General features: G+C 52.3%; 20 protein-coding genes, 1 riboswitch and 1 other annotated feature. Of the genes, 8 read left to right on the plus strand and 12 right to left on the minus strand.

The window, feature by feature from the left end; all coding sequences use genetic code 11:
* The first annotated feature begins 9 nt into the window (after positions 1–9).
* Positions 10–942, plus strand: a complete 933-nt coding sequence (locus tag R70723_RS20685; RefSeq protein ID WP_372238240.1) for a polysaccharide deacetylase family protein — start codon at positions 10–12, stop codon at positions 940–942.
* 126 nt (positions 943–1,068) lie between these two features.
* Here R70723_RS20685 and R70723_RS20690 read toward each other — a convergent pair whose 3' ends face one another.
* The 3 genes from R70723_RS20690 to R70723_RS20700 are packed head-to-tail and all read right to left on the minus strand — an operon-like array spanning position 1,069 to position 2,923.
* Positions 1,069–1,917: a metallophosphoesterase gene (locus tag R70723_RS20690; protein WP_039874989.1), complete on the minus strand. Its 849-nt coding sequence runs from the start codon at positions 1,915–1,917 to the stop codon at positions 1,069–1,071.
* Positions 1,911–2,333 (minus strand): hypothetical protein, encoded by a 423-nt coding sequence (locus R70723_RS20695; RefSeq protein WP_039874993.1) that lies wholly within the window; start codon positions 2,331–2,333, stop codon positions 1,911–1,913. Before R70723_RS20695 ends, R70723_RS20690 begins: the two co-directional genes overlap by 7 nt.
* Complete coding sequence (locus tag R70723_RS20700) at positions 2,330–2,923, minus strand: CPBP family intramembrane glutamic endopeptidase (RefSeq protein WP_039874995.1); 594 nt, start codon at positions 2,921–2,923, stop codon at positions 2,330–2,332. The genes R70723_RS20695 and R70723_RS20700 overlap by 4 nt, the downstream gene beginning before the upstream one ends.
* 66 nt (positions 2,924–2,989) lie before the next feature.
* Between R70723_RS20700 and R70723_RS20705 the strand changes: the two genes are divergently transcribed.
* Positions 2,990–3,898, plus strand: a complete 909-nt coding sequence (locus R70723_RS20705) for a hypothetical protein (RefSeq protein WP_039874996.1) — start codon at positions 2,990–2,992, stop codon at positions 3,896–3,898.
* Positions 3,899–4,010: 112 nt separating this feature from the next.
* Positions 4,011–4,236 (plus strand) — a binding site (T-box leader).
* A 241-nt stretch (positions 4,237–4,477) separates the two neighbouring features.
* Positions 4,478–6,070 carry a phosphoglycerate dehydrogenase gene (serA, locus tag R70723_RS20710; protein ID WP_039874999.1) on the plus strand — a complete coding sequence of 531 codons (1,593 nt, stop codon included), beginning with the start codon at positions 4,478–4,480 and terminating at the stop codon, positions 6,068–6,070.
* 95 nt (positions 6,071–6,165) lie between these two features.
* Here serA and R70723_RS20715 read toward each other — a convergent pair whose 3' ends face one another.
* Positions 6,166–7,011, minus strand: coding sequence for an SDR family NAD(P)-dependent oxidoreductase (locus R70723_RS20715; RefSeq protein WP_039875000.1), 846 nt, complete (start codon positions 7,009–7,011; stop codon positions 6,166–6,168).
* 150 nt (positions 7,012–7,161) lie between these two features.
* Between R70723_RS20715 and R70723_RS20720 the strand changes: the two genes are divergently transcribed.
* The 5 genes from R70723_RS20720 (at position 7,162) to R70723_RS20740 (ending at position 12,341) form a co-directional block, all read left to right on the plus strand.
* Positions 7,162–8,151, plus strand: coding sequence for a helix-turn-helix transcriptional regulator (locus R70723_RS20720; RefSeq protein WP_047171175.1), 990 nt, complete (start codon positions 7,162–7,164; stop codon positions 8,149–8,151).
* A gap of 91 nt (positions 8,152–8,242) precedes the next feature.
* Complete coding sequence (locus tag R70723_RS20725) at positions 8,243–9,493, plus strand: methyl-accepting chemotaxis protein (protein WP_039875002.1); 1,251 nt, start codon at positions 8,243–8,245, stop codon at positions 9,491–9,493.
* Positions 9,494–9,691: 198 nt separating this feature from the next.
* Positions 9,692–9,784: riboswitch (cyclic di-GMP riboswitch) on the plus strand.
* A 125-nt stretch (positions 9,785–9,909) separates the two neighbouring features.
* Complete coding sequence (locus R70723_RS20730) at positions 9,910–11,547, plus strand: thiamine pyrophosphate-binding protein (protein WP_052421406.1); 1,638 nt, start codon at positions 9,910–9,912, stop codon at positions 11,545–11,547.
* Between the two features lie 31 nt (positions 11,548–11,578).
* A complete protein-coding gene (locus tag R70723_RS20735; protein ID WP_039875007.1) occupies positions 11,579–11,947 on the plus strand; it encodes a carboxymuconolactone decarboxylase family protein in 369 nt (122 codons plus the stop codon).
* Positions 11,948–11,996: 49 nt separating this feature from the next.
* Positions 11,997–12,341, plus strand: coding sequence for a hypothetical protein (locus R70723_RS20740; RefSeq protein ID WP_039875011.1), 345 nt, complete (start codon positions 11,997–11,999; stop codon positions 12,339–12,341).
* A gap of 119 nt (positions 12,342–12,460) precedes the next feature.
* Here R70723_RS20740 and glpK read toward each other — a convergent pair whose 3' ends face one another.
* The 8 genes from glpK to R70723_RS20780 form a co-directional block, all read right to left on the minus strand.
* Positions 12,461–13,954, minus strand: a complete 1,494-nt coding sequence (gene glpK / locus R70723_RS20745) for a glycerol kinase GlpK (RefSeq protein WP_039875012.1) — start codon at positions 13,952–13,954, stop codon at positions 12,461–12,463.
* Positions 13,955–14,071: 117 nt separating this feature from the next.
* Positions 14,072–15,517, minus strand: a complete 1,446-nt coding sequence (locus R70723_RS20750) for a HAMP domain-containing sensor histidine kinase (RefSeq protein WP_039875016.1) — start codon at positions 15,515–15,517, stop codon at positions 14,072–14,074.
* Complete coding sequence (locus R70723_RS20755; protein WP_020427515.1) at positions 15,518–16,234, minus strand: response regulator transcription factor; 717 nt, start codon at positions 16,232–16,234, stop codon at positions 15,518–15,520. It abuts the gene before it with no gap.
* Between the two features lie 170 nt (positions 16,235–16,404).
* Positions 16,405–17,667 (minus strand): cytochrome c biogenesis protein CcsA, encoded by a 1,263-nt coding sequence (ccsA, locus tag R70723_RS20760; protein WP_039875018.1) that lies wholly within the window; start codon positions 17,665–17,667, stop codon positions 16,405–16,407.
* On the minus strand, positions 17,664–19,352 hold the full coding sequence (gene resB / locus R70723_RS20765) for a cytochrome c biogenesis protein ResB (RefSeq protein WP_039875020.1): 1,689 nt from the start codon (positions 19,350–19,352) through the stop codon (positions 17,664–17,666). Before resB ends, ccsA begins: the two co-directional genes overlap by 4 nt.
* Positions 19,349–19,873 carry a thiol-disulfide oxidoreductase ResA gene (gene resA / locus R70723_RS20770; RefSeq protein ID WP_039875022.1) on the minus strand — a complete coding sequence of 175 codons (525 nt, stop codon included), beginning with the start codon at positions 19,871–19,873 and terminating at the stop codon, positions 19,349–19,351. The genes resB and resA overlap by 4 nt, the downstream gene beginning before the upstream one ends.
* Positions 19,874–19,985: 112 nt before the next feature.
* On the minus strand, positions 19,986–20,744 hold the full coding sequence (locus tag R70723_RS20775) for a pseudouridine synthase (protein ID WP_039875024.1): 759 nt from the start codon (positions 20,742–20,744) through the stop codon (positions 19,986–19,988).
* A 20-nt stretch (positions 20,745–20,764) separates the two neighbouring features.
* Positions 20,765–21,109 carry a peptidoglycan recognition protein family protein gene (locus tag R70723_RS20780; RefSeq protein WP_039875027.1) on the minus strand — a complete coding sequence of 115 codons (345 nt, stop codon included), beginning with the start codon at positions 21,107–21,109 and terminating at the stop codon, positions 20,765–20,767.
* Positions 21,110–21,503: the final 394 nt, after the last annotated feature.

Here is a 21,503-nt window from a genome sequence, read left to right on the forward strand (position 1 = left end):
GAAAGCGAGATGAAAAAAGTGGGTAAAGCAATTTCAGCACTGCTGCTGGCAACCCTTCTGCTGTCAGCCTGCAGCAGCGGAAACGATAACAGCCAGCCTGCACAGGGCAGCGCATCTCCGGCTCCCGCAGCCACTGACACGGCTGCCGCAGACGCATCTGCACCGGCCGCCGATACAGGCAGCACTGCGGCACCGGCTGTTACTCCCGGCCCGTCAGCGGAGGCAACCGTCACACCGGCCGCATCAGCGGCAGCCACAGCGCCGCCGGCAGGCAGCGAATCGGCTTCTGCCGAAATTCCGCTGCTGTACCATATGAACAAAAATTACGATATTGTTCCGAATGAGGAAGGCACTGACAAAAAGGTGGTCCTGCTTACGTTTGACGACGGCCCCAAAGAAGCAGAAATGATCAATGCGATGATGGATACGCTGGACAAGCACAAGGCCAAAGCGATCTTCTTCGTTAACGGGTACCGTGTTAAAGAGCATCCTGAGCTGCTGGAGCTGCTGCATGAGCGCGGCGGCATTATAGGCAATCACAGCTGGGACCATATCGTGCTTAAGGATAAGAGTTACGCAGAAGTGAATAAGCAGATCGGGGATGTTCAGAGCATCGTTAAGGACATCACCGGTGAAGCACCGGCGTTCTTTCGTCCGCCGCACGGTGCAGGCGGGGATGTCGGCAAGCAGGTCGCTGCCGAGAACGGAATGTTATATATGACCTGGTCCGTAGGATCCCTGGACTGGGAAATGAAAGAAAAGGATACAGGCAAGACCGAGACACTTGTCAAAAATGTGACTGACCAGCTGCATTCCGGCAGCAACATCCTGATGCATGAGCTGCCCTGGACAGTCGAGGCACTGGATACGCTGCTGACCACGCTTGAAGGCAAAGGCTACAGCTTCGTCGATCCGCGCAGCATTGAGCTCAAGATGCGCTAAGCATAAAGTACTTAATCACTACCAGAAAAAGGGACCCCTGGCATATTGCCGGGGGTCCCTTTTCTGCGTTTACAATATCAGTATACATAAAAGAGGTTTCAATGCTCACCGCTGCTGTCTGCAGCATTAGTTGTTATCCCTGCCGGACCCTTTACGCAGCGTCAGCACATGCATCTCTGCCGGGCTCCGCCAGCGGAGCGGAAGATGCGCTGTGCCGAAGCCCCTGCTGATCAGCAGCTTGGCTTCGCCTCCGCTGCCATCCTTTCTGGGAATGCTGTACATGCCGGCATTGTATGTACGGTAGAACGGATCGGCATGCATCTGCAGGCCGAAGGGAAGCACAACCTGGCCCCCATGGGTATGGCCGGCAAGGATAAGATCCGCAGGGACAGCCTTTTGCCCGGCGAGCCACAGCGGGTCATGCACCAGAATGATCCGGAAATGCGGAGTATCATGAGGGGCCACCGGCGGCAAAGGGGCATAGCCCTTCTTGCCTCCCTGCTTTGGAAAGTCCATTCCGGTCAGCATCAGCCTCTGGCCGTTATGTTCTATGAACACATTCTCGTTCATAAGCAGCCTTATCCCGCTGCCGCGGATAATATTATCCGCCAGCGCTGTATTGGCCTTGTAGTCATGATTGCCGTGAACCGCATAGGCAGGAGCCAGGGAGGCCGCAAGCTTCATGTTCTCTGCCAGCCTGGCCGTGGGATTCCCTTTCTCTGTGAGGTCTCCGCCCAGAAATACCGCTTCTACCTGCCCGGCCAGGGGTGCAAGGAGAGCTTCGGGAAGCCGCCGGCGGTGAATATCAGTAATAAAGAGAATCCGGAAGCCGTCAAAAGCCGCGGGCAGCTTGCTGATAAATATTTCCTCGGCAATAATGCTCTTCCTGAAGGCTGCTGTAACCATGACAGCGGCAAAAATCACCATTGCCAGCAGCAGGACGGATACGGCCGCTGCAACCCAGGCGGCTACCATAGCGTCCTCAGCTCAGGTGCGCCTTTGATTCCCCACAGCACGAGGAAGCCAAGCAGCATAATGAACAGGACATACAGTGAGTTAACGAATATTTTGCTGAGCCGGACACGCTCTGACGGATAGCTCTGGGAACGGGAAGGGGTTTCCTCTGTTTCCTGAGCTGCCGTGCGTTTAGGCCTGTCCTGCCTGGAGGAGGACCCGGATGCCCCGTGTCTTGCTTTTCTGGAGAGTCCGGCAGACGGCTTGGCGGTTTCAGGCCGCATCTCAGCAGATTCAGCATCAGCCTGTCTTTTCCTGGAAACGGCGGCAGGACGGCTTGGACGCTCTGCGGTTTTGCGGTCTGCGGTTTTGCGGTCTGTAGTTTTGCGCTCTGCGGATTTGCGGCGGGATTTAACCCGGCTTAGTTCCTCGTTCATGATTCCCTCCTGTAGCGGATCACAAGCCCTGAGAACAGGTCGATCAGGAAATGGCACAGGATCGGCGCCCATAAAGTGCCGGAATGAATATAAATGTAGCCAAGCCCGTAGCTGCTCAAAAATACCCAGCCCGTAGGAATCCAGTGGCGGAGATAACGGACGTGAATCACAGCAAACAGAATACTTGTCCAGTAAGGCCCGAACGCATGCTGGATGGCACCGCGGAACAGCAGCTCTTCACATACCGCAACTATAGCCGCAATAACGACAATATGCCAGACAGGACGGCGGCCGAACAGGAGCTCATTGATCCCTCCGTCATCCATGCTATCCTGCGGGGCAATATAGGTTAACAAAAAATCCACAATCAGCATAATCGCTGCTAAACCAAGGCCCCAGAATACAAATTGCGCACTGTCAGGAAAATTTAATATGTCAATGGGATTTCTTTTCTGCAATAATATCCATATCAGACCGATAAATAAAGTAAGGCCCTGTGTAATATAGAGATTAATCAGAAGCAGCCTGTCTGTAAGCTGCGCGGGATCGGCCTTTTTGATTTTGATATTGCCTAATTTGAATTTTTTCATTGTAACCTGCCTGTTCTAAATTGTTTTTACATAAGATCATTTTCCCAGAAGAAGGAGCACTAAATTATGAATAGCCGTAACTCCCGCACTCAAATGTTATACACACTAGGTTTTTTATTTTTCCTGATCTGCGCATTTGCCGCATTTTTTACGGGAGTGAAGGTTGGAGCTGACAAGACGGAGGCTAAATATGCCCATCTGACCGGTACTGAAGGAGCTGTCGAGGAATTCTCCGGTTCATACCAGCAGCAGGATCTTGTTGCCTTCTATCATAACGTATTTTTGCCTTACCGGGAATTCAAGCGGAATTGGAACAGCGAGGTGGATAATCTGGCCCGCAGCTCAGATGCGCGCACCAATGCGGCAACGCTCAAGAATCTCGGCCTCCTGGCTGATAAACAATACGGCAAGGTCAGCAAAGACTCCCTGTTCACCAGCTCACCGCTGCTGTCCCAGGCACAGCTGAATATTCTCAAGAGCCTGACGCTCTTCTCGCAGGCTTCAGGCAAAGTAACCGCAGGCACCTCCGGTTCAGAGACCGCCAAGGCGCTCAAGAATGATAATTTCACGGCAAGTGCCATCAAATTCGGACTTCTGGCACAGAAGGATTTCTATGATTCCATGCTGAAATGGGGCTCCAAAACCAGCAGCAGCATCCCTGCAGCAACAGGGGAGCTCAAAACATTGTCCTTTGTGGCCTGGAAAAAGATGCCCCTGCTGCTCAAAAATGCAACTGTAGCGAACATTATGCTGAACCGCAACATTTACGGCGCTTACGATCCGCAGGATATTTCAGCCAAAATTGATGATATGATCTATTCCGGCACCGCCAGCTCACTCGGCCTGAAGGATGTCCAGTCCTCCATCACGCTGCTTATTTCTACAGGCGCGGTCCAGGAGCAGGACTACATGAAGTGGCGCGAACAATACTACGGCAAGGAAATTGTACCGCAGCTGCCGTTCTTCTATGAGTAGAACCAGCTATTGCATCATAACGAAAATTAAAGCTCACTTCAAGACAGCAGGGGCAGAATAAGCCTATTGACATAGCTGGCAGCACCATGTTACATTATGAAAAATTAATCACGTAAAACCGATGAAGGAACAAAGATTCTGAAGGTCTCCAGAGAGCCGGTGGTTGGTGCAAACCGGTGGCGGACAGTGTTCTTTAGCGCTCCTGAGATATTGTATCGAACGAATAGTAGATACAATCGGATCATCTCCGTTACCAGTGTGGCCTTTTGGGCCAATGAGGCTGCTTCTTAACAGATGCAGTGAATTAGGGTGGTACCACGACAACTCTCGTCCCTTACTACGGCAGTAGTATGGGGTTGGGAGTTTTTTTGTTACCCAAATTCAGCATTTTTGGTCTAAAAGGCCCATACCCTGTTTTCCGGGCACAGCTGCATGCCGCTTCTTTTATGCGACAGCGCGTTACCCCTTTATTTCAGCATCGTCATCCATTCCGTTACACCGCTTCCGGTACTGTGGACTGCCCCACACGGGCATCCTTAGGCATATTAGCTTTTTAACTTTTAAGGGGGATAAGAAACCATGTTTAAAGTATTAGTGTCGGATCCGATCAGCGATTTGGGTATTCAGCAATTGATGGACGCAAACGATGTAGTTGTGGATAAGAAAACAGGACTGAGCGAAGACGAGCTAATCGCCATCATCGGCGAATATGACGGTCTGCTTGTCCGCAGCCAGACAACGGTTACCGAGAAAATAATCGCTGCCGGCACCAACCTGAAGGTTATCGGCCGTGCCGGAGTCGGTGTTGACAACATTAAGCTGGAGGCGGCTACGCAGCGCGGTGTCGTAGTTATCAACGCTCCTGACGGAAATACCATTACAACCTGTGAGCATGCCTTTGCTATGATGATGGCCCTCGCCCGCCATATTCCGCAGGCCTATGCCAAGACGATTAACGGTGTATGGGACAGAAAGACCTTCCTCGGTGTTGAGCTGCGGGGCAAAACACTGGGCGTTCTCGGCATGGGCCGGATCGGCAGTGAGGTGGCCAAGCGCGCCAAGGCATTCGGAATGAGCATTCTTGCCTATGACCCGTTCCTGACGGCCGACCGTGCCGAGAAGCTGGAAGTAAAGCTGGCTTCGGTCGATGACATTGTGCGCGGAGCTGATTTTATTACTGTACACACCCCGCTGACTCCTGAAACACGCCATATGATTTCCCGTCCGCAATTCGAGGTGATGAAAAAAGGCATGCGCATCATAAACTGTGCCCGCGGCGGTGTTATTGATGAGATGGCGCTGATTGAAGCCATTGACAGCGGCATTGTGGCCGGAGCTGCGTTCGACGTATTCGAAAAGGAGCCGCCGCAGGCTGATCATCCGTTCCTGTCGCATCCAAAGGTAATCGTTACTCCGCATCTGGGCGCTTCGACTGTAGAAGCGCAGGAGAACGTAGCTATCGACGTTTCGGAGCAGGTCCTGCACATTCTGCGCAATGAGCCGTTCATTAATGCCGTCAATATCCCGCCGGTTGCTCCTAGCGTAATGAATAAGCTTCAGCCGTACTTCACGCTCGGCGAGAAGCTGGGAAGCTTCGCAACACAGCTTACACACGGCGCCATCAGCGAAATCAACGTGGAATATGCCGGGGACCTCTCTGATGTAGATACCCAGCCTCTGACCCGCTATATTGTCAAGGGTGTGCTGTCCCGCCACTTTGCCGGCGACGTTAACATCGTCAACTCCATGCATCTGGCCAAAACCAGAGACGTGAATGTAGTTGTAACGAAATCGCCTAAGACCAAAGGCTTCACAAACCTGATTACTGTAACCTTGAAGGCCGATCCGGATGAAGTGCGCCTGGTTGCCGGCACGCTGCTGCAGGGCTACGGTGAACGCATTGTCCAGGTGAATAACTTCCCGGTTGATATCGCGCCGGAAGGCCACCAGATCCTTATTTCCCACAACGATAAACCGGGTATTATTGGTCTCGTCGGTACGCTGCTGGGTGAAAATGACGTCAACATCGCATCCATGCAGGTTGGCCGTAAAATCGTCGGTGGCGCAGCAATCATGCTGCTGACCGTTGATAAAGCAGTACCGCAGCATGTGCTGGTGAAGCTTGCCGGACTGCCTGAAATTAATACTGCTGAAGAAGTCATTCTCGTGTAGAGTAAACGGCCCTTCACAAATAATAATGCCCGTCTGGAATATGCGCTTTACAGCCGCTTCCAGACGGGCATTTTTTTATAATATATGCTTCTCTGTTATTCCTCCATCAGAAAGGCCGGGACTCTGCGCCCGTCTGAATCTGTAAAGCCGTATTTTTCCGCCAATACTCCTACCTGCTGAGGAATGCCCGAAAGTGACAGTTTGCCTGTATCTTCTGCCAGAGCGACAACAGCGCGGCCAATATACGCAGTAGACTCCGTGTTCTTCAGCGCCTCTACCTCCTGCCAGTGCTCCTCATCCGTTCCGAATTCCTCCAGCACAAGCTCTGTCCGCATCCAGCCCGGGGACAGCGGGATAACCGCGATGCCGTCTGCCGCAAGCTCAACCGACAATCCGTATGCCATCCGGATGAGTGCATTTTTGGCCAGATCATAATAGAAATTACCGGTATACTTGTCCCTGTCCCAAAAGGTGGTGTGAATAATCAGTCCGCCGCTGTCCTTAGTACTGCGCATGAGCGGAACCGCATAGTAGTTCGTCATCAGCTGTGCCCTGACACCTGACTCAAACATATTGCTCCAGTGGGCCGGGGGCTGCTCCCAGAACGGTTCGAGGCCGATCGGCAGCTGATTGCCGCCCCAGACATTGTTAACCAGAATATCAAGCCTGCCCTTTTCTTCTGCTATCTGCCGGATGACCCTCTCCGTCTCCTGATCATTGGTATGATCACAGTGGATGGCTGCCGCTTCACCGCCGTTCTCCACAATTTCGTTGCAGACCGAATCTATCGTTCCCCTTAGCTGTCCTGCCTGCTTTAGTCCTGTGCTCCTTCCGGTGATATAGACAAAGGCGCCTGCCTTCGCCAATTCCAGCGCTATTCCCCGTCCCGCCCCTCTGCTTCCTCCGGTAACTAAGGCTATCTTTCCCTGAAGTTTTGTCATCCTGTATCCTGCTCCTCTCCAATGTTATGTGCCCATATTCTGTACTTCTCAGCTTCATATCATTATTATATCCATTATATATGTCATCAATTGACATATATAATGGATATAATAAAAATAAACATAATCTGATTTGAAGGGAGTGTATCTATGAGGGCAGACCGTTTATTATCCATAATGCTTCTGCTGCAGGCCCGCGGCAAAGCCAGCTCGCGCGAGCTGGCCGGACTTCTCGAGGTTTCCGTACGGACGGTTGTACGTGATATGGAGGCACTGAGCATGTCCGGTGTTCCTGTATTCGCAGAAAGAGGCCGTGACGGCGGCTGGATGCTGCCTGAGGGCTACAGAACCTCCTTAACCGGAATGAAGCCCGCTGAGATCGGCTCACTCCTCCTGGCAGCGGACTCCGCTGTTATTGAAGCGCTTGGTATTAAGGACGATTATTCCTCGGCAGTCCGCAAGCTGGAGGCGGCCGGCGCCACGCCGCAGAGCTCACAGATCCAGCTGCTTAATCAGCGCATTCATATCGACGGTGCAGCCTGGCATCCTTCCGGTGAAGCTTATCCGTATCTTTCTCTCCTGCAGGAGGCTGTTTGGACGGACCGGAAAGTTTCCATTGTATATAGTAACAACGGCGAGCACAAAGAGCGCCTTATCTCTCCGCTGGGGCTCATAGCTAAACGCGGTGTCTGGTATGCCGCCGCCGAGAGCGGCGGAGAGCTGCGGACTTACCGGGTATCGAGGATTATCTCGGCTGAAATAACCGGTAATCTCTTTACCCGCCCTGAAGGATTTGAGCTGGCCCGATACTGGGAGGAATCAACCGCTTCCTTTAGGGCTGCACTGCCTCGTTACCCTGCCACCCTCCTGCTCAGCAGTTCCGGCGAAAAGATCCTGAGGCAAGAGCGCTACGTAACTGTTCAGACAACAGTCCAGTCATTCAAGGAAGGCTGGCAGGAAGTACAGGCTGAATTTCAAACGTTGGAATCAGCCTGCAAAATTCTTCTGTCCCTGGGACAGGAGGCTGCTGCAACCGCCCCGCCGGAGCTGGTGGATATGCTTAAGGCCGCTTTGCGGGAAACCTGCGCTTTATATGAAGAAATAACGCAGACCCTTCCGGCCGGAGAATCCGGACCTTGAAGTTTTATGTCAGTTTTTACAGTAGACTGTTTCCCGGCAGATCCCCTATAATATTACAATACACACCATCTTTCTTAGGGGGAACTTTATTATGGACTGGATGACTAAGCTTCCATTAAAGCAGAGAATCGTTGCCGGCTGTTACCTTGTTGCCGCTTTATTCGCTGTTCCGGTTTTAATCACGCTTGTAATCATGGGCAAAATCGTTATCGGCATCATTCTCATCGCCGCACTGGCAGGACTGACTTATCCTCTGGCACGCTTTGTAGAGAGAACGCTTACATCTTCTTTTGACGAGTTCTCCAACGTTACCCATACCATAGCCAAAGGCGACTTTACAAGCCGCGCTGACGAAAACGGGTCAATGGGCGAGGTCAGCCGCTCCTTTAACACCATGATTGACAAGCTCAAGAAAATCCTGACGGAAGCCTCACAAATTACGCGGCATGTAATGGATGCCAGCAGAGGCATCGAGGACAAGAACCACAGCCTCAAAATTGTAATGGCCCAGGTCGCCTCCTCCTCCAATGAGCTCGCTGTCGGCGCTAACGAAATCTCCGCAGATATTGCCGACATGACGGAATCCATCAAGGATATCGAAACTAAGGTAGCCAATTACACGCACTCCACCAAGGAGATGAACAAACGCTCTATACATACGCTTGAACTGGTTGAACAAGGGAGGGTATCAGTAGATACCCAGGCGGAAGGCATGCGCAAAAATATTGAGGCCACCAATAAGGTCGCCGGTACCATAGAGGCGCTCTCCCAGAATGCCCGCGGTATTTCCATGATTGCCAAGTCCATTACCGAAATTGCCGAGCAGACCAACCTGCTGTCGCTGAACGCTTCAATTGAGGCGGCACGCGCAGGTGAGCACGGCCGCGGCTTTGCCGTTGTCGCCCAGGAGGTGCGCAAGCTCGCAGAGGAATCCACCGCCTCAACCAAAGAGGTCTTCACCCTGATCCGCAGTATCGAATCCGATATCAAGCAGGCGGTGGAGAATATCGCCATTAACGAAGAGGTTGTTCAGGTACAGAACGAGCTGATTGTGGAGACTGCCCATATCTTCTCCCAGATCGTGCAAAGCGTTCAATACATAACCGAGCAGATCGCAGCCTTCTCCCAGGAAAGTGACCTTATGCTGGAGAGTGCCCTCAAAATTTCCGGCGCCATTGAAAATATCTCAGCAATCACCCAGCAGACGGCTGCAGGTACCGAAGAGGTGTCTGCAGCAATGAATGAGCAGATCAATGCCCTGCAGTCTGTAGCTGATGAGACAGACAAAATGACCCAGGCCGTATTCCAGCTGCAAAAAACCATTCACATATTCAAGTTTTAAGCAAGCATTACTTTGGTCCCAAAGCTGCCGTTCTTTAGAAGCGGCAGCTTTTTAAGTTTTGTAAGCCAGGTTCACTGAATCGTCCTGCAATTCGTCAATTTTCGCACTTTTCTGCATAATAGTATTGACAATGATAGAGTTAAAAATATATTGTAAAAGTAAAATTACCCAATGTAATATTATCCAACTTTGTACCTAACCCCATATCGGCAAAATTCTCCGAAAGGAAATGACGCAAAGCCATGGATCTACAGTCTCAGCTATCGGGACCATGATTGCCAGGTTGCAGCCCGGGACGCCAGAATCATTCTGTCCTTAACGGCTATAGATGCAACTGGCCTGTGCTCATTTTGAGTACAGGTATTCTATTGTCACCAGAGTCACTAGAATCGCTAGACAAATACACAACGGATAGGGTGGAGCATTTGAAAACAGTCGCAGATTATATGGCAGAGGCGCTTCGCAGCCTCGGCGTAACACATTCCTTTGGTATTATCGGTAAATCAATTTGTCCTATTGCTCTTAAAATGGTTGATTACGGCATCGAATTTATTCCGGGCAGACATGAATCCAGCTGCGGCTTCGAAGCCGCGGGCTATGCACTCAAAACCGGCGGGCTAGGTGTTGCCTTCGGCACCTCAGGCCCGGGCGGAACCAACCTGCTTACTGCAGCAGCACATGCCAAAGCCAACAATCTTCCTGTCCTGTTCATTACAGGACACCAGTCAATTAAGGAGCTCGGAATTCCGCAGTGCCAGGATTCCTCCTCTTATCTGGCCGATCTGGCGGATATGTTCAGACCGGCTACCTTATTCAGCAAGCTGGTTGAGCGCGGAGATCATTTCAGCACGATTTTTAATCATGCCATTTCTATTGCTCTCAGCAAGCGCGGTCCGGTGCATCTGTGTATTCCTTTTGATGTCCAGACAGAAATGCTTGAAGAATGCCGTATTGTTCTTCCTGAACGCGAGCCGCTTGTCAGCATCGGGAATTTTGAGCGTGTAATTGCGGCAATCAATGCATCCTCACGTCCGCTGATTATTGCCGGTAAAGGCGTTAACCGGTCCGGTACGCATCAGGAGCTGGTACAGCTCGCTGAAACCTTCAATATCCCGATCGTTACAACTCCGGGGGGAAAAGGCGCTATCGCCTGGGACCATCCGCTATACCACGGCCCTTGCGGCGTAGGCGGCTGCAAGCACGGGGATGACATGCTGAACAGCAGCGATCTTTACATTGTGCTCGGCTCGCGCCTGAGTGATATGACGATCTGCAATCTCAAAGCGGAAAACCATCCGGCTACACTGATCCAATTCGATTCCGACCCTACCTTTGTCGGTAAAATTCTGAATTCGCAGACGATTGCGGTCAGCGGAGATCTGCGTGATAACCTGACCTACTACCTGCAGAATATCGACAGAGATACTGTTGTCAGACATGAAATAACTGTAGAGGCTAATTACCATGATGAGCTGCCGGAGCTGCCAAAGCTCTCCATCGCTTCCGTCCTGAGTACTTTGAGCGATCAGATTCCTTATAACAGCTCGGTATTTGTAGATGACGGCAGCCACGGCTTCCATGCTGTTAAATGGTATAACGTCAAGAAGCCGGGAAGCTTTATCTTTGATGCCTATTTTGCCTGCATGGGCAACTCGATCGGCATGTCCATCGGCGCCAAAGTGGCGGCACCTGATGAAACGGTCTTCTGCATCACCGGTGACGGCTGCTTCATGATGCTCGGCGCTGAGATCAACACCGCAGTCTGCAAGGACATCCCGGTTATTTTTATCGTGGTTAATAATATGCAGCTCGACATGGCTCTTAAGGGCATGGAAAAAACAACCGGCAGAATTGACGGTACCCTCTTCGAGGTTCCGATGGATGCCGCAAAATTCGGGGAATCCCTCGGAGCTGTAGGCTACAAGTGTGAAACAGCCGGACAGTTTGCAGCAGCTCTTGAAGCCGCAATCGCCTCCAATAAGGTAGCAGTCATTGAACTGCTTACCGACCGTGACGAAATGCCTCCGACAGCGCACCGTGTATTGAATCTGTAATAATATCACATCATTCAGGAGGTTTTCTTAAGTGGAAAGTTCAGTGAACAGCGGGGTTAAGCATTTTACCAATCTGTCCGGGGATTACGGCAGCAAACATATGGAGCCGATTAATGAGCATTTTCCGGAATTGGCTGAGTACATTATGGGCAATGCCTACGGCGATATTTTTCAGCGTACAACGATCGGCGCAGACTGGAAGGAAATTGCTGTGATTTCAGCCCTGATCACCATGGGCCAGTTCGAACAGCTCGGCGTACATTATGTAATGGCGCTGCGTGTAGGCATGACCGTGGAGCAGATCAAAGGTATCCTGCTGCACCTGGTACCGGCAATCGGTGTACCGAAGGTTATTTCTGCCTTTAATGTGCTGCTTGCCACACTGGAGGAAATCAAGTAGCTTTTGAACATGTAGAATACACCTATTTTGTTTTGGAGGCTTGAGCCAAATGGGCAAATACGCGCTGAAAACCGATCCCGAGAACAGAATCCTGCATATCCAGCTGGAGGGCACCTTCTCCAATGAGGATGGCCTCAAATCGATTCAAGCCTACCAGCAGATCGTCAATCCGATTACCTCCAGTGAATACTCCCTGCAGATTGACTGCCGCAAGCTGAATGTCACTGCTCCGGATGTGGTTCCCCTGCTGGAAAGCTGCTTTCATATGTTCAAATCGGATGGTTTTCAGCAGGTTTCCCTTGCTCTCGAAAATAATCCGCTGCTCAAAATGCAGCTCTCCCGGCTTGGCCGTAAGGCAGGGCTTGAGAATATGCTGATTGTTCCTTCTTTTTAAGCGTAATTGCCAGCTCTTATATGATCAAAAAAGCAACCGGCAGACAAGTGATAACTTGCCTGCCGGTTGCTTTTGTTTAGCGGCTTCACGTCTCTTGCACAAAGAGAGACGGGCCTAAGCTAATGACGGGCTTCGTGCTTCTCCCAGCCCATTGTCCGCTCTACCGCATCCTTCCACACGTCATAGCGGCGCTCCCGCTCTTCTTCACCCATCCGGGGCTCAAAGTCCCGCTCCGCCTTATTGAAGCTCTCCAGCTGCTCTCTCGACCAGATTCCGGACGTCAGCCCCGCCAGCAGCGCTGCGCCAAGCGCCGTTGTCTCAGCGTAGGTTGTACGGGTCACTGTACTGCCGAGGATGTCCGCCTGGAACTGCATCAGCAGATTATTGCGGACAGCTCCGCCGTCCACACGAAGTCCGGTCAGCGGCATGCCGGCGTCCTTCTCCATTGCGCCGATGACATCACGGGACTGAAAGGCCAGCGCCTCCAGCGTAGCCCGTACGAGATGACCTGCGTTTGTGCCCCGGGTAAGACCGAAGACAGCTCCGCGGGCATACATATCCCAGTAAGGGGCGCCAAGACCAGTGAAGGCAGGTACAACTACGACACCTTCGCTGTCGTCTACCTCTGCAGCCTTTTGCTCGGAATCAGCCGGCCCTTCTATCAGGCCAAGCCCCTCATGCAGCCACTGCACAGCAGCCCCGGCTACAAACACGCTGCCCTCTAACGCATAATACAGCTCGTCCCCCATGCCCCAGGCAACAGTTGTAAGCAGGCCGTGCCTGGAGGCAACTGCTTCAGTGCCCGTGTTCATGAGGATGAAGCAGCCTGTGCCGTAGGTGTTCTTGGCACTCCCCGCTTCCAGGCAGGTGTGGCCGAACAATGCAGCCTGCTGGTCGCCGAGCACAGAGCGGATCGGGATTTCCGCACCGAACCAGCGGGCATCTGCCATGCCGAAATCACCGCCGGACATGCGGACCCCGGGCAGCATCGCCCGCGGGATGTTAAGCTCCCGGATCAGCTGGTCATCCCATCTGCGTTCATGCAGATTATACAGCATCGTCCGCGAAGCATTGGTCACGTCTGTCGCATGCACAGCGCCGCTGGTTAGCTTCCAGATAAGCCAGCTGTCGATAGTGCCTGCCAGCAGCTCCCCGCGCTCTGCACGCGCTCTGGAGCCTTCTACGTGGTCCAGAATCCAGGCCAGCTTGGTAGCCGAAAAGTAAGCATCTACCACCAGGCCTGTCTTATCCGCAATCTCCCGGGCCAGGCCCTGCCGTTTGATCTCCTCACACTGCTGAGCTGTGCGGCGGTCCTGCCATACGATCGCCGGGTATACCGGCTCTCCCGTCACCCTGTCCCAGATCAGCGCCGTTTCCCGCTGGTTGGTGATGCCAATGGCAGTAATGTCCGCTGCCGCTATTCCGCCTGCCTGTATGGCGTCCCTGGCTGCTGCCAGCTGGCTCTCCCAGATCTGCTCCGGATCATGCTCCACCCAGCCCGGCCGGGGAAAGGACTGCTTAATATCGTATTGCCCCTGGGCGACCATCCCGGCCTGATGGTCAAACAGTATAGCCCTTGAGCTGGTAGTCCCTTGATCCAATGATAAAATCATCTATAATTGCCTCCTAAAGTGACGGGTATATTATGTTCCACGATGAACAAGATTAAAGGAGTCCTTTCAACAAAAAGCACCTCTGCATTCAGAGGCGCTGTCAGTCTAAGTCCGGATTTACTGTTTTTCGACAGGAAGCCGTAGCGTAAAATTCGTACCTTCGCCAAGCTTACTGGCGGCAAAAATCTGTCCGTGATGAGATTCGACGATATTTTTAACAATAGCCAGCCCAAGACCGGTACCGCCGGACTCCCCTCGTACACGGGCTTTGTCAGCCTTGTAGAAACGCTCAAAGATAAAGGGCAGGTCATCCGGATGAATTCCGGCACCCTGGTCACGGATCTCAATTTCTAGATAACGGCGTCCATCGAGCACAGTTAAACCTGCCGTAATGGAGATCTGCCTGTCAGCAGGAGTATGCCTGAAGGCATTGTCCAGCAGATTGGTAAGCACCTGCTCCAGCTTATCCACATCTGCAGACTTCAGCAGCAGCAGACCTTCAGGCCTGTGCAGCTCCAGGATGATATCACGTTCCTTGGCGCGGACGGAAAATTTACGGTAGATGCGGTCGAGCAGCTCGCCCATATCCACCTGTCCCATCATCATGTCCGTATGCCCTGCCTCCATCCGGGCCAGATCAAGCAGATCCTTGACCAGCCTGCCCATCCGCAGGGATTCATCATGAATCACCTGCACCAGCTCATTCCGCTCTTCAGGGGAAGAGGCCATGCCGTCCAGCAGCGCTTCACTGTAGCCCTGCATCATCGAGAGCGGCGTACGGATCTCATGCGAGACATTCGCTACGAAATCCCGGCGCATCTTCTCCAGACGCACCTCCTCTGTCACATCTCGGAGCACAGCTACCGCGCCCCTGATATGATTCTCCGAATACAGCGGAGCCATATGCACAGACCATACACCCTGGCGCACATGAACGTTAGCACGCTGATCCCCGCCCTGGCGGAGGGTATCCATAAATAACGGGCGCAGCGGGAGCGGAACTGCACTGTAAACGGCATCGTCCGCTCCTGAACCGTTATCGTTTTCGAGCTGATGCTCCAGGCTTAAATTGCTCCATATCTCCAGCAGCTTCTGTCCATGAGGGTTCGTGAGTATGACCTGGCCTTCGTTATCAAAGGTAATTACAGGATCAGTCATACTGCGCAGCACACTGGATAAGTGCCCCTTTTCATGGTTCAGGCTGCGGATATTCTCTTCCAGCTCTGCAGCCATGTGATTAAAGGAGGTAGCCAGCTGGCCAATCTCATCACTGGTCCGGAGCGTCAGTCTCGTGCCGTATTGACCCCGGCGGATATTGTTAGCCGCTTCAATAACCTGCTGCATCGGCTGTGTAATTTTGGTAAACAGGAACAACGCGAAAAACGTTGTTAAGGAAAAACCGATCATTGAAGCATAAGTAAATAAACGTTTGATCGCCCCGGAATTGGCGAAGTTGCTGTCGATATAGGGAAGCAGGAACAGTCCTACCGTAATGAGCACGACTGCAACAAGGCAGATAATCGTAACCCATAGCTTCCCGACAAGGCTTCTCCAGAAGCTCACCTATTTGGGTACCTCAAGCTTGTAGCCTACTCCCCAGACTGTGGTGATCATTGCAGCCGATTCCGGTGATACTTTATTCAGTTTCTCGCGGAGTCTTTTGACATGTGTATCAACGGTACGCAGGTCTCCAAAAAACTCGTAATTCCACACATCCTTGAGCAGCTCCTCACGGGAGAATACCTTGTCCGGCGAAATTGCCAGATAATGCAGCAGCTCATATTCCTTCGGAGTCAGACTGACCTCCTGGCCGCCGGCAGTAACGCGGTGGGCATCATGCTCAATAATAAGATGCGGAAATACAATATTGTTACTGGAATTGCTCTCTTTGGATAAAAAGGCTGTCGCCGAAGAACGCCGCATAATGGCCTTGACCCGGTAGATCACCTCACGCGGGCTGAACGGCTTAACCACATAATCGTCGGCTCCCATCTCAAAGCCCTGCACACGGTTGATTTCCTCGCCCTTGGCGGTAAGCATCAGAACCGGTGTGGACTTGACGCCTCTAAGTCTGGTCAGCACTTCAATTCCGTCAATCCCCGGCAGCATGACATCCAGCAGGATAAGACCGTAATCATTGGCTGTTGCTTTGCGCAGAGCAATTTCGCCGTCCTCTGCTTCGTCGATTTCGTAGCCTTCTTTTTCCAGATACATTTTCAGCAGGCGGCGAATGCGCTCCTCGTCATCCACCACCAGAATTCTATTCAGATGCTCAGCCATTAACAACAACCCCTTCATCTAATACAGTTGAACAGTTACCCTATTATGCCTCACGCCTGAGCGTACGGGATTTACATTACTATAACGCAAAATAACACCGGATAAACGAAACACCCAAAACTCACAGACAGATCTGACCCTTGATCAGGAGCCTGAAATGCCTTGTTCCACTAGTCTGTTCCCGCATAGGAATGAAGCCCGGCGATCACCAGATTCACGCCTATCAGGGTAAACATGACCACTAGAAAACCAAGAACGGCAAGCCAGGCCGATCTGCGTCCCTGCCAGCCGCGGGCCAGCCGCAAATGCAGATAAGCGCTGTAAAACAGCCAGGTTACGAGTGCCCAGACCTCCTTAGGGTCCCAGCCCCAGAACCGGCCCCAGGCAATCTGCGCCCAGATCATGGCAAATATCAATGCCCCCAGCGTAAATATCGGAAAGCCGATCGCAATGGCCCTATAAGCAATCTCATCGAGATCATTCTCGTCAATTCCGTCCATTACCGGATGGATTGCCTTGCCCAGCGGCCTGCGGACTATTAATCGGAGTATGAAGTACAGGATCAGACCGGATAAAAGCGACCAGATTACGGTATTGAATTTGCGCCCCGCGTTGACACCATTCATCCAGGAGGGTGCTTCAAACAGCGGCTTTGTGATGCCGAGAAACGGCTGGAAAACCTCGGTTTCGCTCTGGTAAGGTGCCACAATCGGCGGCATTTTATAACTCACTTTCTCTATTGTACTATCACCCTGCCCGGCGCTGTCAATCGTTACGTTATTGCGGACAAAAACCGATTCGTATCCTGCACCGCGGAAGGCAAAGACACTTCCGAGAAACCCAATTATAACAATGATTGAAAAGAGAGTAAATTCAACCAGCCGCTGCTGTTTGCGGTCACTGGGCGCTTTGCTGTCGAAATTCACAGTACGCAGAAGGTACATCAGTCCGGCGGCAAAGCCTACAGCAAAGAAGGATTCGCCAAGCGCAGCAAGCGTAACATGGATATTCAGGTAAATGGATTTCAAGGAAGGAATTAGCGGCTGCACCTCTTGCGGAAATACGGCCGCATAGGCCATCACTATGATCGATACAGGAACCGCAAACACACCTAGAATGATTTTGCGGTAGATGGCAAAGATTACAGTGAACGCAACCATGATCATCATCGATAGAAAAGTCATGAACTCATACATATTGCTGACCGGAATATGGCCTGAGCCGATCCAGCGGGTAATGAAATAGGCCAGATGGCACAGCAGTCCCAGAGAGGAGGCGATAAAAGCAGCTTTGCCCCATCGGGCGGTATGCTCACCGGGCTTCCTGCCGGACCACCGGCGGCCCATAATGGCAATCGTGAACAGCATAAACGCCCCGCTGTACAAAAAGAAGGCAACGATAAACACATCACTGCTGAAATCAAGCAGGCTCATGCCAGACCTCCCCCGTTGTCCAATGATTTTTCATCGACTATCAGGTCTACCTTCTGCAATAGGGCAGCGATTTCGCGCCGGAAGCCGAACCAGTTCTTGCTGGTATGTCCGCCAAGCACCAGCTCCCCGTCCTCTACACACAGCCAGATGCGTCTGTGCTGCCAGTAGAAGCCCAGCACAAGCCCCAGCATAATAATCCCCGCCCCGGTCCAGACAAACGGCATCGCCCGGTCTACCCGGATATTAAGGTAAGAGGTCGAAGCCGAAAAATCAACATCGCCCATATCCTGTACCGTAAGCTCCAGAAAACGCCCGTTTCCGCCCAGCCGGTTATTAATCGCCTGCTGCTGGAACTGCTCCTTATCCACCTGCTTCGGAAAATAAAAATACTGCTGGCCCTCTTCCGGCAGTCCCGGTCCGGTTATCAGAAACAGGAAGGCCGGAGCATTCGGATACGGAGATTTGGATACCGGCTGGCCCTCTTCATTCAGACCAAAGTCCATATACTTTTCTTTGAGGGAAAGGGTATACGGTCCTGACTGAAACACACGCTCCGGGTTGTTCATATCCAGCTTGAACTTGCCGTAGCCCTCTCCGGTAGCGGCATTCACAAGTTCCGGCTGCACCGAACGAAGCACAGGCGTCAGATCATAATCAAACTGATACGCTTTCAATCCTTTGTAGCTTAATGGAGAATTAACTCTGATGTCGTGGCTGGCGACCTCTGCAAGCTGAGGCTCACCGGACAGATCTGTGCATTCAGCCGTACATTCATAGAGCACCGCCTTAGTCTCATAAAGCTTGGGCAGCACCTTTTTGCCGCGGAACTCCTCCGGCATTTCTTCATCACTGTAAAACTCCACAGTAAACTGCTCATTCTTCAGATAATAGGTCGTATCGGGAATTCTCGTGATCTCCCCCTGCTGAAAAGCAAGATGCTGATCCATATTCAGTCCCGGCAGCCCCCTCGCCAACACGGCAAGCAAAAAAACAATCAGGCCAATATGTATTACATAAGGTCCCCAGCGGCTGAAACGGTGCTTCTCGGCAAGCAGCGCGCCCCCTTCGGTCCTGACACGGTAGCCCTTCTTCTTCAGCGGCACTGCCAGCGCAGCAACCCAGGCTTCCGGCTCTGCTTCCACCCGTGTTACCAGCACAGCCTTCTGACGGGTCAGAAACTGGCGGTGCTTGCGCACCTTCTGGCGGGTAAGCGCCTTATACAGCGGCAGCACGCGGTCCAGGCTGCAGATTACCAGCGAAGCTCCGATCATGACCAGCAGGGTTACGAACCACCAGGATTCATAGGTGTGCGAAAGGCCGAGTCTATAATATATATTCCCGGCTGTTCCGTACATTTCTTTGTAGTAGGTTGATGCATCAATATTAAGAAAGGTGCTCTCCTGCGGGAAGATAGTCCCCAGCATGGAGCCAAGCAGTGTAAGCACAATCAGGTAAATGGCTATTTTGACCGAGGAAAAAAAGTTCCATACCCTGTCAATCACACCCGGATTAACGCGCTGTGAACGGCGGGCAACACCGTCATAGCGCATTTCCAGATTCCCGCCGGCTTTAAGCTCCCTGTCGTCCAGAGGCTTGCCGCAGGCTTCGCACAGCACAGTTCCAACCGGATTCTGATGGCCGCAGTCGCATTTGGTATTGCTGAACCGTGGCTCCCGCGGAATCATGGATCCACCAGCCTTCCGATCTGTGCGTCAAGCGAATCCAGCTCCAACTGCCCGATGTGAATGCTGTCCACTCTGCCTTCAGGGTTGATGAAAAAGGTCGTCGGCAGCGGAGAAACGCCATAGCTGCGCACTGCATCCCGCCCGGTATCCATAACAACAGGAAATTGGATATCCACCTGCTTGACGAAGTTCTCAACAGTCATCTGGTCTTCCCCGACATTGACGCCTACAACAACTACCCCTTGATCCTTCCACTTATCGTACTGTGCCTGCAGGGCAGGCATCTCCTTCACACAGGGACCGCACCAGGAGCCCCAGAAATTCAGCACGACAGTCTGACCCTTATACTCATCCAGCGTGTGGGTCAGGCCGTCAAGCCCCAGCAGCTCAAAGGAGGGCGCCTTACTGCCTTCATGCGGTTTGCCGTCTCCGCCAAACACCGAGGTGCCAATGGCATAGCCTCCAAGCAAAAGTATCAGAAACAGAATTACGATTTGAATCGGCTTTCTCGCTTTGCCCACACGCGAAGCCCCCTTCTGTGACGCAATTCATACACTTAAGTTGTCAGGTGTGAACATCCTATGAACATTATACCGAATATTGTCACAGTTTTAGGAGAGGAAAATGTGAACTTTATGTGTCTTTGCGTGTTTGGTTAGTCTTCAAGGCGCCTGCCTTGGCGATCTGCTGGAGATGGTTAATTTCATCCTTGGTCAGGTGGCGGTAGGAGCCGCGCTTGAGATTCTGCAGCAGAATATCGCCGAAGGAAATCCGCTTCAGCCGGATAACCGGATGAGAAATCGCCTCGAACATCCGGCGCACCTGGCGGTTGCGGCCTTCGTGGATGGTAATGCTGATGACGGATTCCTTGCTGGCCTCGTCCACATCCTTGTATTCCACTTCTGCCGGTGCGGTCATGCCGTCCTCCAGCTTGATGCCTGCCTTTAGCTTGTCCAGGGCGGTGCCATGCGGAGTACCCTTGACCGTAGCCAGATACGTCTTCGGCACGTGATGCTTCGGATGGGTCAGCAGATTAGCAAACTCCCCGTCATTCGTCAGCAGCAGCAGCCCTTCTGTGTCATAATCCAGCCGGCCTACAGGGTATACCCGCTCCTTGATGCCTTTCAAATAATCCGTTACTACCTTACGGCCCTTATCATCAGATGCGCTGGTGATGACACCTTTGGGCTTGTTGAACATAATGTAGATTTTATTTTCGCCCCGGATCAGTCTTCCGGCCACTTTAATAATATCCTGCTCGGGGTCTACCTTGGTGCCGAGTGTTGTTACCAGTTCCCCGTTGACCTCCACTTTACCGGCCAAAATCAATTCTTCACATTTGCGTCTGGACGCAACACCTGCTTGCGCCAAAATTTTCTGTAATCTTTCCATTTTCGACTACTCACCTCAGGTTAATGATAACCATCAGCGGGATAAATCACAAGTTCATTCCACGGAAAAAAGTTTCCCGGACAAGTTTTACTGTGCGGCTCGATCAGCAGCGGCGAAATCTGATAGCGTGCCGCCAGCTCAAGAATGAGCTTGCCGGCGGCAAACAGCTGCTCCCGGCGGCCAGGAAGCTGCGGTATGCTCTCTTCCTCCCCGTAGTTTCCTTCCAGACAGATATGGATGTGGTCCGGATCTGTCAGCAGCGGCGCGGCGTAAATCCCGCCGTCCTTCCCCACCCAAAAATCAAATCCCTTGCCGTTTATCGACGGACAGCGGGAATGATGCAGAATAAATCCTTTATATTCCAACGCATGCCGGCCCCCCTCCGTATTGCTGCAATAGCATATGATTGGGGGGAGGGCGGGGTGACGGGTTGGTTTTTTAAAATGGGGCTGATCGGCGGGGATGGGCTGCAGCCGTAACTGCGGGAAGTTTTGGACTTCCGGCCGCTGTTGTCTGCAGATTTCCTGATTAAACCGCTGTTCGCGGTAGAAATCTGCAGACAAAGGCGGACGCTAACGCTCCTACAGTTCCAAAATCCCCTCCGTTACTCCCGCCCATCCGCTGCAAAACAAACCCTCACCCCGCTGAGGGTGAGGGTAACATGCGGGCAAGCAGCTTGGCTGCGCTTGCCGGAACCGCGCCGGCAGAGTTAAAGCCCCTCTGCCTGTAAATATAAAAGATAGCAAATTCCAATATTGG

It is taken from the genome of Paenibacillus sp. FSL R7-0273, from assembly GCF_000758625.1.
Classification (GTDB): domain Bacteria; phylum Bacillota; class Bacilli; order Paenibacillales; family Paenibacillaceae; genus Paenibacillus_AQ.